At 46.5% G+C, this 17774-nt stretch carries 19 protein-coding genes; 9 read left to right on the forward strand and 10 right to left on the reverse strand.

Annotation, left to right across the window (positions count from 1 at the left end):
- Positions 1–10: 10 nt before the first annotated feature.
- Positions 11–385: a DUF971 domain-containing protein gene (locus tag O3A65_03265; protein ID MDA1331486.1), complete on the reverse strand. Its 375-nt coding sequence runs from the start codon at positions 383–385 to the stop codon at positions 11–13.
- 82 nt (positions 386–467) lie between these two features.
- Between O3A65_03265 and phoB the strand changes: the two genes are divergently transcribed.
- Both phoB and phoR read left to right on the forward strand, forming a co-directional pair.
- Positions 468–1154, forward strand: coding sequence for a phosphate regulon transcriptional regulator PhoB (phoB, locus tag O3A65_03270; GenBank protein MDA1331487.1), 687 nt, complete (start codon positions 468–470; stop codon positions 1152–1154).
- A 63-nt stretch (positions 1155–1217) separates the two neighbouring features.
- Positions 1218–2528, forward strand: a complete 1311-nt coding sequence (gene phoR, locus O3A65_03275) for a phosphate regulon sensor histidine kinase PhoR (protein MDA1331488.1) — start codon at positions 1218–1220, stop codon at positions 2526–2528.
- A gap of 14 nt (positions 2529–2542) precedes the next feature.
- Here the strand turns inward: phoR and O3A65_03280 are convergent, their stop codons facing one another.
- Positions 2543–2971, reverse strand: coding sequence for an HIT family protein (locus tag O3A65_03280; protein ID MDA1331489.1), 429 nt, complete (start codon positions 2969–2971; stop codon positions 2543–2545).
- Positions 2972–3100: 129 nt separating this feature from the next.
- On the reverse strand, positions 3101–3499 hold the full coding sequence (locus tag O3A65_03285) for a DedA family protein (GenBank protein MDA1331490.1): 399 nt from the start codon (positions 3497–3499) through the stop codon (positions 3101–3103).
- A gap of 201 nt (positions 3500–3700) precedes the next feature.
- Between O3A65_03285 and O3A65_03290 the strand changes: the two genes are divergently transcribed.
- The gene (locus O3A65_03290; protein ID MDA1331491.1) at positions 3701–4168 is read left to right on the forward strand and encodes a c-type cytochrome; all 468 of its coding nucleotides are present in this window, start codon (positions 3701–3703) and stop codon (positions 4166–4168) included.
- A 68-nt stretch (positions 4169–4236) separates the two neighbouring features.
- Positions 4237–5040 (forward strand): symmetrical bis(5'-nucleosyl)-tetraphosphatase, encoded by an 804-nt coding sequence (locus tag O3A65_03295; protein MDA1331492.1) that lies wholly within the window; start codon positions 4237–4239, stop codon positions 5038–5040.
- A 4-nt stretch (positions 5041–5044) separates the two neighbouring features.
- Here O3A65_03295 and O3A65_03300 read toward each other — a convergent pair whose 3' ends face one another.
- The 6 genes from O3A65_03300 to O3A65_03325 all read right to left on the reverse strand — a co-directional run bounded on the left by O3A65_03300 (position 5045) and on the right by O3A65_03325 (position 11573).
- Entirely contained in the window at positions 5045–5983 is a 939-nt protein-coding gene (locus O3A65_03300; protein MDA1331493.1) for a carbohydrate kinase family protein, read from the reverse strand.
- A gap of 69 nt (positions 5984–6052) precedes the next feature.
- Positions 6053–7186, reverse strand: coding sequence for a rod shape-determining protein RodA (gene rodA / locus O3A65_03305; GenBank protein MDA1331494.1), 1134 nt, complete (start codon positions 7184–7186; stop codon positions 6053–6055).
- Positions 7183–9033, reverse strand: coding sequence for a penicillin-binding protein 2 (gene mrdA, locus O3A65_03310; protein ID MDA1331495.1), 1851 nt, complete (start codon positions 9031–9033; stop codon positions 7183–7185). The genes rodA and mrdA overlap by 4 nt, the downstream gene beginning before the upstream one ends.
- A gap of 41 nt (positions 9034–9074) precedes the next feature.
- Entirely contained in the window at positions 9075–9569 is a 495-nt protein-coding gene (gene mreD / locus O3A65_03315; GenBank protein ID MDA1331496.1) for a rod shape-determining protein MreD, read from the reverse strand.
- Between the two features lie 23 nt (positions 9570–9592).
- On the reverse strand, positions 9593–10459 hold the full coding sequence (gene mreC, locus O3A65_03320; protein ID MDA1331497.1) for a rod shape-determining protein MreC: 867 nt from the start codon (positions 10457–10459) through the stop codon (positions 9593–9595).
- 67 nt (positions 10460–10526) lie between these two features.
- Positions 10527–11573, reverse strand: a complete 1047-nt coding sequence (locus tag O3A65_03325) for a rod shape-determining protein (protein ID MDA1331498.1) — start codon at positions 11571–11573, stop codon at positions 10527–10529.
- Positions 11574–11767: 194 nt separating this feature from the next.
- Between O3A65_03325 and gatC the strand changes: the two genes are divergently transcribed.
- Genes gatC through gatB form a run of 3 tightly spaced genes read left to right on the forward strand, consistent with a single transcriptional unit; the run spans position 11768 to position 14968 of the window.
- A complete protein-coding gene (gene gatC, locus O3A65_03330; protein MDA1331499.1) occupies positions 11768–12055 on the forward strand; it encodes an Asp-tRNA(Asn)/Glu-tRNA(Gln) amidotransferase subunit GatC in 288 nt (95 codons plus the stop codon).
- 2 nt (positions 12056–12057) lie between these two features.
- The gene (gatA, locus tag O3A65_03335) at positions 12058–13518 is read left to right on the forward strand and encodes an Asp-tRNA(Asn)/Glu-tRNA(Gln) amidotransferase subunit GatA (protein ID MDA1331500.1); all 1461 of its coding nucleotides are present in this window, start codon (positions 12058–12060) and stop codon (positions 13516–13518) included.
- A gap of 4 nt (positions 13519–13522) precedes the next feature.
- Entirely contained in the window at positions 13523–14968 is a 1446-nt protein-coding gene (gene gatB / locus O3A65_03340) for an Asp-tRNA(Asn)/Glu-tRNA(Gln) amidotransferase subunit GatB (protein ID MDA1331501.1), read from the forward strand.
- Here gatB and pyrE read toward each other — a convergent pair.
- Positions 14955–15620 carry an orotate phosphoribosyltransferase gene (gene pyrE, locus O3A65_03345; GenBank protein ID MDA1331502.1) on the reverse strand — a complete coding sequence of 222 codons (666 nt, stop codon included), beginning with the start codon at positions 15618–15620 and terminating at the stop codon, positions 14955–14957. The genes gatB and pyrE overlap by 14 nt on opposite strands.
- On the opposite strand from pyrE, the gene O3A65_03350 reads away from it, so the two are divergent.
- Positions 15619–16395 (forward strand): exodeoxyribonuclease III, encoded by a 777-nt coding sequence (locus O3A65_03350; GenBank protein ID MDA1331503.1) that lies wholly within the window; start codon positions 15619–15621, stop codon positions 16393–16395. The two genes, pyrE and O3A65_03350, sit on opposite strands and share 2 nt — an antisense overlap.
- Positions 16396–16430: 35 nt before the next feature.
- Positions 16431–17759: an MFS transporter gene (locus O3A65_03355; GenBank protein ID MDA1331504.1), complete on the forward strand. Its 1329-nt coding sequence runs from the start codon at positions 16431–16433 to the stop codon at positions 17757–17759.
- Positions 17760–17774 lie beyond the last annotated feature (15 nt).

Below are 17774 nucleotides of genomic sequence, written 5' to 3' on the forward strand. Positions count from 1 at the left end.
GTCTTAAGGGTTAATCACGCGAAGCTACATTTTTCTGGAGTCGCTCAAGATAGTCCGACCAGTTTTTTTCAAAATTATTTCCTAAAGACCATAAATAATCCCAAGAAAAAATACCCGTATCATGACCATCGGTAAAGGTCAATTTTAGAGCGTAATGCCCTACCGGTTCGATATGCTGAATATTGACGTTCTTTTTTCCAACTTGCAGTACCTCTTGTCCTGGGCCATGACCACGCACCTCTGCCGAAGGGGAAAAAACCCTTAAATACTCACAAGTCAGTATGAATTGGTCACCATTACTAAACGTAATCTCAAGTGAACGAGTTTTTTGGTGGTGCACGATATCAGTGGGAATTAACTGAGTAGTTGAAGACTTAGTATACAAACGAACCTCTTAGCTGTAATAATTCTGTAACAAGATAGTCATAATATATTTGCGTTTACAATCAACTATAGCGAACAATTGAATGTCAAGTACCATTCTTGTCGTAGAAGACGAGCCAGCTATTGCGGAGCTGATCGACCTCACACTAAAACGAAACGGTCATCAAACAATCTGTGCCGGCTCGGTGGAGGATGCAATCCGCTTAATTGACCATGCACTCCCAGACCTCGCAATCATCGACTGGATGCTCCCGGGGGCCAGCGGCATAGAGCTCATTAAACGACTAAGGTCCACTAAACGCACCCAATCCATACCCGTAATCATGCTCACTGCTAAAGCAGATGAGGCAGACAAACTAGCTGGTCTTGATACGGGAGCCGACGACTATGTCACAAAACCATTCTCACCGAAAGAACTCTTGGCCCGGATAAAAGCCGTTTTGCGCCGGCGCGCGCCACAACTGACCGACGACATTGTAGAAACTAATGGACTTCGAGTCGACCCCGCCCAGCATCGTGTCTCCCTCTACGGAGAAACTGTTCACATGGGGCCCTCAGAATTTCGGTTACTGCATTTTTTTATGACGCATCCTGAACGGGTTTATACGCGCGCTCAACTTCTTGACCAAGTCTGGGGTGATCACGTTTTTGTAGAGGACCGCACTGTGGATGTTCACATTCGCAGGTTGAGGCAAACGCTAGAACGCTCGGGCCACGACGATTACATCCAAACCGTTAGAGGTGCTGGATATCGTTTTTCAAAACCATAAACCCTACCGTTTCGAATTTGTTACCATGCGGCATAACGCCACACGAATGGGTACACCGCACTCTTGCGACACTGGATCACCGCTCTTTTAACACTTATATTCCCAGCGATTGTCGCTGGGTTTGTTGCGCTGGTCTGGGATACGACTTTCGGCCTAATTACACTGTGTATTTGGCTATTTATTGCCTTGTGGTCGGAACGACAAATCATTTCTTCTTTTGAATCATGGATTAACTCACCTGAACCAGGGTCACCTCCAGCCGTAACATCTCGCTGGGATAGAGTATTCAAAGGTTTGATCAAAATTCAGAAACGCCAACAAGCATCAGAGGCTGCATTGAGTCACGCACTCGATCGATTTGAACAAGCCGCTCGAGCCTTACCCGATGCAGTCATTTTGTTAAATAAAGCAAGTCAAATTGAATGGTGCAACACAAGAGCAGAAGAGTACTTTCAATTAAAACTAAACCGTGACCGCGGCGTTCAAATTGACTACTTACTCAGACAACCTGCTTTTCGAACTTTTATGAGCGGTCCTGACGTAGAGACCACACTGAATCTTCGATTGCCTCGAACAGGTATAGATCGCCTTATCTCCATACAAATGATTCCGTTTGGTCATGAACAAGGGCTCTTATTAGCGCAAGATATTACTGAACAAGAGCAAATAGAAACCACACGACGTGACTTTGTAGCCAACATCTCCCATGAGCTACGCACACCACTCACTGTAATACAAGGTTTTCTTGAAACATTCGAAGATGATCCCGCCGATAACCCAGAGCTTTTAGCGCGCGGAATCGAATTAATGTCCGACCAAAGTCGTCGTATGAATCGTCTGATTACCGACCTGCTGGCCCTGTCTCGACTAGAGACCTCCAACGCCGCACAAGAAGAGGTCGTCGACGTATCAAAACTAGCTCACGAAGTTGCGGCCGAAGGGCGGACACTATCAAATAAAAAACATATCATTGACATTCAGGCGGCTTCTGACTTGAAAATTCTAGGCGCAGAAGATGAAATCCGAAGTGCGCTATCTAATTTGGTCAGTAACGCAGTTCGGTATTCGCCGGCCGGGGGTACAATCAGCATCAGATGGGGTCTAGTCCGTGACGAGCCCGTTTTTTCCTGTCAAGACCAAGGCGTAGGAATTGCCGCGGATCATATAGCCCGCCTCACGGAACGTTTCTACCGCGTTGATAAAGGCCGATCCCGAGAGACCGGAGGCACCGGTCTTGGCTTAGCCATTGTGAAACATGTTCTCAATCGTCATGAGGCACGACTGAAAATCACCAGTCAACCCGGTCAAGGCAGTGAATTTTCAATCCATTTCTCAAGTAAAAAAATTGTGCCCCAACAGGAACCAGCCGTCTGATACGCTAACAGCTGTCAAGCTGCTAGCTGTTCTTTAATTGAATCACGAAATTGCTCCCAAAAACCTTCCGGCGGAAATACTGGTTGGCCTTCAGTTTGCGCGCCCCAAATAGGATTGGGATAATGGGGATCACTCTCGAAACGAGGAATCACATGCCAATGAAGATGTGGAACCAGGTTTCCAAAAGACGCAATATTGACTTTCGTCGGATTCAATAGCGTACGCAGTGTTCTTTCAACAACATAAACAACATGCATAATTTTTATTCGATCAGTTGACGACAAATCAGAAAACTCTACCCAATGCCGATTCGTAATCACACGACAAAAAATCGGGTACCCCTCATCACGGACAGCGATCACTCGCGCAAAATCGTTCCACCATATGACCTGCTCTTGATCGGGCAAGCACAAGACACAATCTGAGGCTATGCTAAGGCCCATACTCAAACCTTCCGAGAATTCAGACGCTGTCGTACGCAGCGTGCCAACGAAACATTTTGTTTTATTATCATCAACATTTTCCCCTTCTCATTCTGAGACTTATCCCAGCAGTACACTGTATGTATGTTCCTAGGTTAGACCAACCATCAGTACCCAATATCTAAAGAATTTTCCTAAGGCAATACAAGAAACCGATAAGACAAAGTGCGTTCTAAGCCACCCTGCTGCAATGCAGACGACATCTCCTACAAACGGTACCCAAGAAATCAAAAGAGATAAGCCGCCCCAACGCTGAACCCATGCGAACACCTTCTCGCTGGGCGGCTTATGCTTCGGGATAAACCGGCCTAAGATGAACGTCGCTATCCCGCCGAGCGTGTTCCCAATCGTCGCGACCCAAAGCACAGTCCAAGCCGGAGCAGCCTCATTAAGGATCATGGTCACAAAGATAATTTCGGAACTACCAGGCAACACACTAGCTGACAGCAAACTACTTACGAATAAACCAACTAAAGATACTGCTTCCATGCCTTGCCTCCGTCGAGCGCGCCGCTTTCGAATATTTTTATATTATCTAAATCAATTTTTGAGCAGTAACAACATACACGCACTTAGAGAGCTCAAAAAGAATTTGGCTTATAATTTGTAAGTCGCCAAATAATGCAAACGACGCGGGCCAGCTGACTCGCGTTAGTTCAGCTTCAACACACTTGATATAGGAGCTCCCTCTTGATTCGCACCCCAAAACAACTCATTACCGTTGTCGTCCTCGCCTTTGCCGTGCCACTAACCATTATTTTACTTATAGTCCAATTTATCACAGCAGGCATCAAAGTCGATCCAAATAGTTCTACGATGAGTGCGCAAGCAATCGCCAAACGAATGGATCCACTCAACGCTAACGGCTCGAACAAAGTACCAGTTGAATCGAATTCAAAAAGCGTTGCAGTAACACTAGATCCTGGAGAGACTCTATACAATACCGTGTGTCAGGCATGCCACTCTGCAGGGATTGCCGGTGCGCCTAAAACAGGAGATAAAACAGCTTGGTCTGAACGCATAAGGCTTGGGAACGATACCCTCTCCAAAAGCGTTATCAATGGTAAGAATATGATGCCTGCTAGAGGCGGGGCGACTAATGCTTCAAACGACGACATTCGAGCCGCCGTAGATTTCATGTTGTCCAAGGTCAAATAACATTCATACCTCTCATAGATCACAATTCAAAAAATTTATGCTACCGGTAGCGGCACGTTAATTGAGGTATGGCGACCTACGCAATTGGTGACATTCAAGGTTGCGCCAAGACGTTCTTAACACTGCTGAAAACGCTTAACTTTAACGCAGATGGGGACCGGCTCTGGCTTGTCGGAGACCTCGTCAATCGAGGCCCAGATTCGTTAACAGTACTCAGATACCTCCATAACATTAAGACGTCCGTTCAAATGGTTCTGGGGAATCACGACCTTCATCTACTGGCTGTAGCCAGTGGCGTCGAGTCGTTAAGGGCTGACGACACAATAGACGACGTTTTAAACGCCCCTGATAAACAAGAATTACTTTTTTGGCTACGCCAACAACCACTTTTTTTTAAGGATGGTCGTTATGCACTTGTTCATGCAGGCCTTGTCCCCTCATGGGATTTCGCTATGGCTCAAGCGCTCTCATCAGAAGTCGAGGCCCTATTAAAGAGTGATGTGCATCCAGAACTCTTAAAAAATATGCGGGGCGGAAAACCACAGCACTGGTCTGAGGATTTGGAAGGGTGGGAGCGCTATCGCGTCATCCTTAACGCATTCACGCGCATGAGAGTGCTTGATGCAACGGGTGGGATGGACTTCTCTTACAAGGGAGATTACCAAAACATACCGCAAAACCATACGCCTTGGTTTGACCTGCCAACCAAAAGACCTCGAGATGTCACGCTAATTTGTGGTCATTGGTCCGCACTCGGGCTGCATATAAATCCTAATTTAGTCTCAATAGACTCAGGATGTATTTGGGGTGGACCGCTAACTGCGTACTGCCTTGAAACCCAAGAAGTCACCCAGGTAATCAATCAGGATTAATAGCTCACCATCCAAGCGAACGGCCAAACGACTCCTTAAACTTAATCTCGATGAGCGTACGATCAAACTGATGGTTTTGTGGCCCACGACTTTCAATTTTAATCGCGCCTAGTAGCGATGCAAGCCGCCCTGTAGTCCCCCAGTCTAAGCCCTCTTGAATGCCATATAAAAGTCCGGCTCTATACGAATCGCCACAACCTGTAGGATCGACAACTTCTTTTGCAGCAACTAGCGGGATATCTAAAACCTCGCCATCTACGTAAATGGTAGATCCACCGCCTCCTCGTGTAACGATCAAGGCCTTTAAATCCCCAGCAATCTCTGGAAGCGTCCGTCCGGTTTTTTCTTCTAGCATTTTCGCTTCATAATCATTCATTGCAGCGTAATCTGCCAAAGTCACAAAGTGTAACAACTCCTCGCGATTAAACATTGGCAACCCCTGCCCCGGATCAAAAACAAAAGGTATCCCTGCCTCATAAAACTCTCTCGCATGCTGAATCATGCCATCGCGACCATCTGGCGCGACAATGCCTAAACTCACTTGATCTACATCAGCTATGTGGTTCTGATGAGAAAGACTCATCGCGCCAGGATGAAAACTTGTAATTTGATTGTCATCTAAATCAGTCGTGATGAATGCCTGCGCGGTAAATACATCTGGGATCACCGTCACGCGATCCGTTGACAACCCAATTTGCATCATACGGTCAGTGTAAGGCTTATGGTCTTCACCGACCGTTGCCATCACGACTGGTTTGCCTCCTAACAGATGTAAAGTATAAGCAATGTTTCCCGCACATCCACCAAACTCTCGCCGCATATACGGCACAAGAAAGGCAACATTCAGATTATGAATCTGATCGGAAATAATATGGTTTTTAAACCGATCTTCAAAAAGCATAATAGAGTCATACGCAATAGAACCACAGATCAAAGTATTCATTTACAAGCCTTTTCCAAATTACATAAAAAGCGGGAGTGCTCAATGTGCCCAGGAGACATAATGCTGACCTCACGTTTGCACGAGACGACGGTTTGCACGGAAGTTCATCAATACGCCCATACCAAGCAAAACCGTAGCTGCGGAAGATCCGCCGAAAGACATTAAGGGTAATGGCACCCCGACAATTGGCAGCAACCCAATCACCATACCAACGTTTACAAAAGCATAAATAAAAAAGGTCATCGTGATGGAAATTGCCGCCAAGCGGGCAAAAAGGCTAGGCGCTTGGGTCGCTATTCTTAACCCCTGCCAAATCAGCAGCGCATACACTACAAAAATAAGTAATACGCCCACAAACCCAAACTCCTCACCAAGCACCGCGAAAATAAAATCCGTAGTGCCTTCTGGCAGGAAATTTAATTGTGATTGCGTGCCATCCGTCCATCCTTTACCCCAAAAACCACCCGATCCAATCGCAATTGTTGATTGAATGGTATGGTATCCTGCACCAAGTGGATCCGCCGATGGATTAAATAACATAAGAATTCTTTTTTGCTGGTAAGCATGCAGCAATCCCCAAGCAAGAGGCATCACTAAAACAGCAAGTGTCGCAATAAACGCAAAAATTCGAATAGACATCCCAGCAAAAAATAAGACGAAAAAACCAGAAGAAAAAACCAGTATAGCGGTCCCTAAATCAGGTTGTCTCAAAATCAGCGCGACGGGTACAAGTAACAACAAAGCTGCTACGAGATAATTAGTCGGCCTGAGTATGCATTCATATCGATCAAAATACCAAGCGAGCATTAAAGGTAGTGCGATTTTCATTAGCTCTGAAGGCTGAATGCGTATAGCTTTGAGATCGAGCCACCGCTGGGCGCCTTTGGATTCGTCGCCAATGAGAGCAGTCAAAATCAATAAGATTAATGCCAAAAGATAAAGTGGCAAAGCCATTCGACTAAGATATTCAAGCGGCATCTTCGCCACCACCCACATCAGCACTAAAGCGATGGCAAAGTGCTTCGCCTGCGTAATGACTCTAACGACATCCCCTTGAGATGAGCTGTAGAGCACGCCTAAACTCATAACGCATAACGCCAGTATGAGTACCAAAAACGGGCCAGCAAGCGTCTTAGTAATTCCAGTCTTTATCCGCGGGAGAATATCCATAACCCTCTCGTCTGCACCATCAAACAAAGTCATGGCTGAGATTTAAAGTACGCATCAAAAACTTTTCTTGCAATCGGCGCGGCCACACTACCGCCGTGCCCCCCATTTTCCACTACGACGGCCAACGCGATTTTCGGAATTTCTGCAGGGGCATATCCGATAAATAGGGCGTGGTCTCGCAACTTTTTTTTAATATTACTTTCATCATAATCTGCACCCTTGAGGCCAAAAACCTGTGCAGTTCCCGTTTTGCCCGCCATCGTGTAGGTGGCCCCAGCCGCAGCGTTACCTGCCGTCCCGCCTGGCCTCATCACGTCCTCCATAGCCTTTCTCAGCACCTTGACGTGTTGCGACGACATATTTAAAGGTCTCGCGCGCGCAAGGCTTATCATGCGCGCATCTTGCCTGTGATTTGTATTCAATTCGGTTTTGAATAGCATCGGTTGAATCAAGGAGTGGCCGTTGGCAATCCCCGCCGTTGCAACAGCCAATTGTAATGGTGTAACCAAATTGTATCCTTGACCAATGCCCACTGATATCGTGTCTCCGGGATACCAGGGCGTTCCAAAGCGTCGTTGTTTCCAATCTCGCGAAGGGGCTATGCCATTCGATTCACTAGGTAAATCAATACCCGTTTTAGCCCCGAAACCAAACCTCGTTAAGTACTGGTGAATCATGTCAATCCCTAAATCGTCAGCTAACTTATAAAAATACGTATCAACGGACTCAACAATCGCCTTATGGAGGTTTACCTGCCCATGTCCCCCTGCTTGCCAATCTCTAAACTTATAGTTGCTACCACGAAGAGAATAATATCCTGGGTCCCACATCGACCAAGTAGGTGTCCGTATGTTCTCCTCCAAGCCAGCCAAAGCTAAAAAAGGTTTAAGCGTAGATGCAGGCGGATAAACGCCGCTACTCACTCGATTGACTAGAGGTCGATCAATCGAATCTAGAATCTGCTGCCACGTCGTGGTATCAAATCCTCTTACAAAATAGCTCGGGTCATATCCGGGTTTGGATACAAAGGCTAAGACACTCCCATCATTCGGGTCTAGCGCAATTAAAGCGCCATTTTGGTCAGCGAATGCCTCATATGCCACTCGCTGTAGCGCAATATCAATGCTTAAAACTATGCTCTTTCCACTGATTGGATTCTGGCGTTCGAGAAGACGTAGCTCAGTACCCCTCGAATCCACTTCAACATAGTTGAGCCCTAACTGCCCTCTTAAGGTGTTTTCATAAAAAGCCTCGATGCCGAGCTTCCCAATCCAGTCGGAATTAGTATAGGCCGTCTTCAGTCCCTTTTGCTCCAACATTTGCAGGTCTGCTTCACTCACACGCGTGACGTGACCCAACAAATGTGAAGTCATTTCACCATAGGGATACTCTCTATACAGCTGAGCGCTCAATTGAATCTCTGGAAATAGATACGCATAAGACGTAAATAGTGCGACTTCTCCCTCGCTAAGATCGTCTCGGATGACAATATTGGAGAATCGACTGGTGGCGCTCAAGGCATCCTCGATACGCCTAAAATCTTCACGAGTAATTACGATCAGGTCAGCTAGGCGATTTATAACCTTGTAAGGGTCATCATTATCACGCAGCAACAATTCAAGTGCATACGACGAATAGTTTTTTGCGAGTACCTTACCTTTGCTATCGTAGATCAGTCCGCGGTTGGGCAAAATCGGCGTTGCATTGATGCGATTGTTTTCAGCCCTAACCTGATAGTACTCAGTATTCACAATCTGGAGATAAAATAATCTACCCAATAACAATGCTGACATGATCAACATTGCGATAATGCTCCCCCGAATCCGGAATTTAAACTCATCTAATACAGATGATGAATTTCTATATCGATGAGCTCGCACAGTTAGACTCTTTTTTGTGAATCACGACACACGACATCAGCCTACTTCACGCCGATGCGCGAATAATTCTTTTCAAGGACTACTACTACAATAGGCCATGTCAACCCCCACATAGCAGCCACGATAATACTTTTGATATCCATTGGTACTCTTATGAATATCAACACCACCCCACCTACTATGATCTCCAGCACCAAGAACATCGCAACGATGAGCGCTATTTTTTTTTGTCCGGTACTCATCTGAAAACGATTGCCTAACTGCATGGCTACCGCAAGTATCAATAGATACTTTAACGAATGTATTCCGATTACTCCGCCCGCTGCAACATCAACAATCAAACCCAATAGAAAGACAGTACTCATTTTAGGCGTGATACCAACCCCGATCGTCGCCCAATAGAGAATGATCAACGCCAAAACATCTGGAGCAATCGACTGAGATAAACCTGGCAGCCCAACGCTGGACAAAAACAATCCTAGAACGATTGACCACCCTATTTTTTTATTTGACACCGTATGTAGTAAAACTGGCATTTATTTCGATTATTATTAAGACTTCACTCTTGTTTATCAGGAACAAACAAATCATCTACAGCAGATCCAGTCAGAACAAGAAAATCCTCATTTGCATTCAGATTGGCTGAAGGCTCCAATAAGATCCTAGCAAAATTGGACATTTCTCCCGTCTCAATAGAACCCACCGTGCCAACTGGAATGCCAAAGGGGTGCCGCCCTCCCAGCCCAGAGGTCACCAAGACGTCACCAACCTTTATATCGGCCTCTTCCGGAACAAATTTTAGCTCTAACCCCCCATGTACACCTCTGCCAAAGACAACCCCCCTAAACCCCGTCCTAAGAATTTGCACATGCACGCTCGCCCGTTGATCAGAAATCAAACGAATCACAGCGATAACTCCCTCGACACTAAGCACCTGCCCAACGAGCCCCTCAGCGTCAATGATGTAATCCCCAGCGTCAACAGGAGCAGCAGCAGCAAATCGGACCTTGAGCGTATGTTCGTAAGGAGAATCGGTAGCGGTAATCACAGTTACTGCATGCAACGAGGAGGCGCTACGCTGATGCAAACCAAGCAGTGCCTGCAGTTCCTCAACCCGGCGCTCAACTGAAGCTAGACGCTGCAATTGCGCATCTTTGAGCAATTGATCTTGCTTATACGCTTCATTTTCCTGCGTCAGCGTGCGCTTGGAGAGTAAATAGGCACCAACCTGCTCAACCCACTCGTTCGACGGTGATAGCGTCTCAACGACCACATATGCACCGTGAGAAATTCTTTCCTTAATTGGCGAGAAAGCTTGTTTTTTTAAGTCAAAAAACATCAAACAAACTGCGAGCACGAGATATACCAGTACTTTGGCATAAAACTGCACCTTGCTGCGCACCACGGTATCGGTTGCTAAAGGCATGCCCTAAAGCGGAACTCCAGCTAATTAACCAAACCTCGGCGTGGCGTAGTCCAATATCCAGAACGCCTTATTCACTAGCGAAAATACCCGTAAATCGATCATCAAGCTTTTCGAGCGCTATACCGGACCCTCGCACAACACAGGTCAAAGGATTTTCACTAATCACAACAGGCAACCCCGTCTCCACCATCAACAAACGATCAAGATCTCGCAACAGAGCACCCCCTCCAGTCAAGACCATACCTCGGTCGGCAATATCACCGCCCAACTCAGGGGGCGTTTGCTCAAGTGCATTTTTGACTGCCGACACAATGCTGTTTAATGGGTCTGCCAAGGCTTCAACGACCTCTGTACTCGTAATCTTGAAACTTCGAGGAATGCCTTCAGCCAAGTTTCTACCTCGTATTTCTTTTTCGCGAATTTCTCCACCTGGAAATGCTAAACCAATATCTTTCTTCAGATCTTCCGCCGTTGCCTCACCAATTAGCATCCCATAGTTACGACGAACGTAATTAATAATCGCTTCATCAAACTTATCCCCCCCGGTCCTAACAGACCCTGAGTACACCATGCCCCCGAGGGAAACCACTCCAACCTCCGTCGTGCCTCCCCCAACGTCGACGACCATAGAGCCTGTAGCTTCGTCAACTTGAAGCCCAGCACCGATAGCGGCAGCCATAGGCTCCTCGATCAATTCCACCCTACGCGCACCGGCACCAAAAGCTGACTCTCTTATGGCCCGACGCTCTACTTGAGTGGAGCCACAAGGCACGCAGATGACGATTCTTGGGCTCGGAGCAAAAAACCTCGTGTCATGTACTTTTTTTATGAAGTGCCTCAACATCTGTTCTGTGACGATAAAGTCGGCAATGACTCCATCCTTCATGGGGCGAATCGCGGTAATGTTACCTGGCGTTCTTCCAAGCATTAATTTTGCCTCATTGCCAACCGCCCGAATGGTCTTCATTCCGCCACCCCTTGCTTCATGCCGAATCGCAACCACGGAAGGCTCGTCTAATACGATTCCTTTCCCGCGAACGTAAATGAGGGTATTCGCCGTACCTAAATCAATGGCGATATCATTTGAGAAAAAATTACTAAACAGCCCAAACATGGTGTGCTCCTGCGCGTCTATTTGGATAGAGTAAAAGGTTGTAGAACTATGATAACCTAATGCTTTATCCAAGGCGAAAAAACTTTTAACTAACCATCTAGAGTCGTTCAAAAAGTGTGTGGCCTCTCCTTTAAAGTGAGACACAGCACATATGACTTTGAACTTTGGTGGCTAAACGCAACTGCGAACCAAACATGTCCCTCAGCAAACAAGACGTCAAAAAGGCTGCCGCGCTCGCTCGAATTGAAGTTACGGACCAAGAGGCAGAGAATGCGCTAGATCCACTCAAAAAGGTCTTTACCCTCATTGAAGAGATGGAAAAAGTTGACACCGAGGGTGTCGAACCTATGGCTCACGCGCAAGATATCTCTACCCGACTCAGAGACGATGTCGTCACCGAAAAAGACCAACGCGAAGCGCTTCAAGCCAATGCGCCAGCGGTTGAAAGAGGACTATTCCTCGTTCCTAAAGTCATTGATTAATGATGTTTGATAAAACTGTTAAAGAACTGGGTGACGCGCTGCGTCGCAGGGAATTCTCCAGCATCGAATTAACGCAAGCGTTCTTAGATCGTAGCAAATCACTGAATGGTGCAATCAATGCGTATATTACCTTTGACGAAGAACAAACCCTTGCTCAAGCAAAGGCGGCTGATGAGACACTTTTAAAGGGCAAGCCCACTCCGCTCACCGGAATACCCATCTCCCACAAAGACATCTGGTGTGCGAAAGATTGGATCACGACCTGCGGGTCGAAAATGCTTGAAAATTTTCGATCTCCTTATGACGCACATGTCATCAAACGCTTCAATGATTACGGCGCAGTCATTCAAGGCAAAACAAACATGGACGAATTTGCAATGGGATCGTCCAACGAAACGTCTTGGTTTGGAGTAGTCAAAAATCCATGGGATCTCAGTAGAGTACCCGGGGGCAGTTCTGGTGGATCGGCCGCGGCCATTGCCGCGGGCATGACCCCGGCAGCCACCGGCACAGATACTGGTGGGTCTATTAGACAACCCGCTGCGCTTTGCGGCATATCTGGTCTCAAGCCGACCTATGGACTTGTTTCCCGTTATGGCATGATTGCTTTCGCCTCCAGCCTGGACCAAGGTGGCCCCATGGCCAAGTCCGCTGAAGACCTCGCGATCTTGCTAGAAGCGATGGTAGATTTTGACGCCAAAGACAGTACAAGCCTACAAAACAAACCTGTTGATTACGCGAGCTCCATCAACGACTCCATCGCACGCTTAAGGATTGGCATTCCTAAAGAATATTTTAGTGACCACATAGCCCCTGACATCCAAAAAAGCATTGAACAGGCGCTGCAAGAATATCAAAAACTTGGCGCAACACTCGTTGACGTTGATCTGCCTACGAGCCCCCTATCCGTTGCGGCCTACTATGTCATAGCCCCAGCAGAAGCTTCTAGCAACTTATCTCGCTTTGACGGCGTGCGTTACGGATACCGAGCCCCCGAATACAGTGACTTAAACGATATGTACGCCAAAACTCGAGCTCAAGGTTTTGGCGCTGAAGTTAAAAGACGAATTCTCATTGGGACATACGTACTTTCGCATGGTTACTATGACGCGTACTACATCAAAGCGCAGAAAATCCGAAGGTTAATATCTCAAGATTTCATGCGCGCATTTCGAACGTGTGACCTCATCATGTCTCCAACGACTCCGAGCACAGCATTTAAAATTGGAGAAAAAGTATCAGATCCCGTGCAAATGTACCTATCGGATACGTTTACAATTGCCGCTAATTTGGCGGGCTTACCTGCGATGTCGATTCCATGTGGCTTCGATCAAACCAATTTGCCAATTGGCCTACAGCTTATTGGTAATTACTTCAACGAAGCAAAAATGCTCGCAGCTGCGCACCAGTACCAACGCGTCACCGACTGGCACCTTAAAAAACCACCTTCAACTACTACGTAAACTTATGGAATGGGAAACTGTCATCGGGATTGAAACTCACGTTCAATTGTCCACTAAGTCAAAGATCTTCTCGGGAGCATCCACAGATTTCGGTGCGGCGCCAAACGCCCATGCTTGTGAGGTTGATCTCGCTCTTCCCGGGGTTTTGCCCGTACTCAATAAAGAGGCTGTTGAAAAAGCTCTGCGCTTCGGTATCGCCACTCAAGCGACCATCAACCAACGGTCCATATTTGCCAGGAAAAATTATTTTTACCCGGATCTGCCTAAGGGCTACCAAATCAGTCAATTTGAAATACCCATTGTCGAAGGGGGCTCGTTAAAATTTCGGGTGGGCGATGTTGAAAAGATAGTTAACTTAACTCGTGCACATCTTGAAGAGGACGCGGGAAAATCACTTCATGAAGATTTTGTAGATAGGAGCGGAATCGATCTGAACCGGGCCGGCACCCCGCTTTTGGAAATCGTGTCCGAACCCGAGATGCGCTCGTCAAGCGAAGCGGTAGAATACGCCAAAACACTCCATGCACTTGTGCGATGGATAGGTATTTGTGATGGCAATATGCAAGAAGGGAACTTCCGATGTGACGCCAACGTATCTGTTCGAAGGAAGGGGGATACCGCCCTTGGTACCCGCAGAGAAATTAAAAATCTAAACTCTTTCCGATTTCTTCAACAGGCTATTGAGTACGAAGCGCGTTGGCAGATTGAGCAAATTGAAGATGGCCTACCGATCGTTCAGGCAACCATACTTTTTGATCCTGACAGTGGTGAGACACGATTAATGCGCACTAAAGAAGATGCGCACGATTACCGCTACTTCCCTGACCCAGACTTACTGCCATTGATCGTTGATGATGACTGGTTAGTGGCCGTGCGATCCTCGCTGCCCGAACTTCCTAAATCAAAGGCCGAGCGCTATCAAAACGAATTAGAACTCAATGGGCCTGATGTTGCCTCCCTGGTATCTACCCTAGAGGCGGCTTCTTATTTTGAGTCCGCGCTCGCCGAATTTGATGAGAAGACTTGCAAAACCGCCGCTAAACTGATTGCCAACTGGATGAATGGCGAAATAGCTGCCTCGCTTAATCGCGCGCAGAAAGACTTCTCAGAGTGTCCTGTTTCTCCATCGAGACTGTCGACCTTGATCAAACGCATCCTTGATAACACCCTGTCTACGAAACTGGCTCGACTGGTGTTCGAGGAGCTGTGGACCGGGGCATTATCGGTCGACAACATTATTAAGAGAAGAGGCTTCACGCAAATGTCGGACTCAGGAAAAATTGAATCTTATATCGACCAAGTCATCGTACAAAACCCGCAACAGGTCGATGACTTTAGAGCCGGAAAAGAAAAAGCGCTCAATTCACTCGTAGGCCAAGTGATGAAATTAACAAAAGGAAAAGCAAACCCAACGCAGGTTAACGAAATTTTGAGAGCTAAGTTAGCTTAATCTGAGCCGCTCCATATTCTTCTCGATACCTGCAAACTCGACTTAGATCATCAGCCATCTCGGGTTTTTGTGATAAGTAGTGAACGAGATCATCTAAACAAAACAAGCTGATTACTGGCAAATCAAAATCTCGTTGAATTTGTTGAATAGCCGATTCGGCTCCCGTCCCACGCTCTTGGCGATCTAAAGAAACCACGATTCCGCATGGCGATGCTCCCATGGACTCAATCACCTCAATTGACTCGCGCACTGAGGTTCCTGCTGAGATAACATCATCAACAATAAGGACCTTACCGGAAACTGGCGCACCAATGGTTAAGCCCCCCTCACCATGATCTTTAACTTCCTTACGATTGAACGCGAACGGTATGTTTCTATTAAACGCAGACATAGCTATCGCGGTCGAAGCCGATAGGGTAATGCCTTTATAGGCTGGCCCATAAAGCATATCAAACTCAATATTCGCATTAAGAATCGCTTGGGCATAAAATCGACCTAATTTCGCAATTGTATCCCCATCAGTAAATAATCCAGTATTAAAAAAATAAGGCGACTGTCGTCCTGCCTTGGTTGTAAAGTCACCAAAACGCAAAGCATTAGCTTTAAGTGTAAATTCGATAAACGCTACTTTGGAGAAAATTTGCGCTGTCATGTTAAGAATTGTTTCATTAAATTTAAATGGTATCCGCTCTGCTGTTAAAAAAGGTCTCCCCAAATGGATGGCACAATCTAATGCAGACATATTCTGTCTTCAAGAGCTTAAGATTCAAGAAAAAGATCTCGATAACGACATAAGGCATATTACCGATTATCATAGCTTTTTTCATTGCGCAGAGCGGCCAGGCTACAGCGGTGTCGGTATCTATTCTAAACGAGAGCCTGACGATATGATAAAAGGACTTGGCTTCGAGGATATTGATGCTGAGGGCAGGTATATCGAAGCGCGGTTTAACAATCTTTCTGTAGTTTCCGTTTATGTGCCATCGGGATCAAGTTCAGAAGAACGGCTGCGCATCAAATTTAGCTTTCAGGAACGATTTATAGAGCCTTTACATGTGTTGATTCAGAGCGGAAGAGACGTCGTTATCTGTGGGGATTGGAACGTGGCACACAAGGAAATCGATCTAAAGAACTGGAAGCCGAATCAAAAAAAATCAGGCTTTCTGCCTGAGGAGAGGGAGTGGTTTGACGGCGTGCTCAATAAGCTAGGATATGTTGACGTCTTTAGGCAATTGAATGCCGATCCACATCAATACACGTGGTGGTCAAACCGAGGCCAAGCTTGGTCAAACAACGTGGGTTGGCGTATTGACTACCAATTATGTTCTCCTGGTATTGCAAACACAGCCAAAAGGGGAGAAATTTACAAAGCAGCACGGTTCAGTGATCACGCTCCCTTAACGATTGACTACGACTTTATTATTTAACCGCGAGAAATTTACACTAGGCCCCCAAGAACCTAATGAAAATGCGTCTTAACACCTTCTTCGCAATTTATATGCAGACTAACGTGTTACGCATGCTGTTTCTGGGCTTCTCGGCTGGGCTACCACTACTTCTAATCTTTGGAACGCTTTCTTTTTGGCTCAGAGAGGCTGGGCATGAGCTCTCAACCATTGGTTTTTTTTCGTGGATAGGTTTGGTATATGCCTTTAAATGGGCCTGGTCTCCTCTAGTAGACCAAATGCCAATCCCGGTGCTCACCACAAAGCTGGGCAGGAGAAGGGCGTGGCTTTTGCTATCACAAATTATGGTGGGCATTAGCCTCATCGGGATTGCTACGACAGATCCCGCACAAGGGCTATCTGTTCTAATCGGATTTGCCATCCTAACTGCATTCGCGTCAGCATCTCAGGATATCGCGCTGGATGCGTTCCGTATTGAGTCAGGGCTCATTGAGGAACAAGGAGCCATGGCAGCGACATATCAAATAGGATACCGAATCGCCATGATTACATCTTCGGCAGGCACCCTACTTTTAGCATCATGGTTTGACCATACGGAAAACTTATACGAACCAGAGCCTTGGATGTACGCATACATATTCATGTCAGCACTCATGTTGGTTGGCATTACAACTACGATGCTGTCTCCAGAACCAGTGGTGCAGGATTATGGTCAAACTCAGGGTCTCAACACGCAATCGAGAATTCAGCGGTTGATGAACTGGCTAAAAAATGCAGCGATCATGCCTTTTTTAGATTTTATTCGACACTATCGGCTTCAGGCTATTTTATTGCTTGCCATGATTAGTCTTTACAGAATCTCGGATATTGTCATGGGCGTAATGTCTAATCCCTTCTATCTTGACATGGGCTTTTCTAAGCAAGAGATTGCGATGATTTCAAAAATATTTGGCGTCATCATGACTATTTTAGGAGCTCTCGTTGGCGGGTCACTCATCAAGCACCTCGGCATCTTCAAAATCCTTCTTATCGGCGCGGCTCTAAGTAGCCTAACGAACCTACTGTTTGCATGGATTTCGGTCAACGAGCCCTCCATCGGCGCTCTAACACTGACCGTGAGCGCTGATAATTTCAGCGCTGGAATTGCGAGTGCAGCATTCATTGCTTATCTCTCTAGCCTCACAAATATTCAATATTCTGCGACTCAGTACGCACTATTTAGCTCGTTAATGTTTTTATTTCCGAAATCAATCGCGGGCTGGTCTGGCGTATTTGTTGAGCAGTGGGGGTATACCTACTTCTTTATCACAACAGCCCTTATCGGCGTGCCAAGCCTGATACTGGTTTGGTTCATTAGGAAAATCTCTTTAGCCCGGCGATCCTAGGTTCCATCAATAATC

The organism is Pseudomonadota bacterium (assembly GCA_027624715.1).
Classification (GTDB): domain Bacteria; phylum Pseudomonadota; class Gammaproteobacteria; order Burkholderiales; family Eutrophovitaceae; genus Eutrophovita.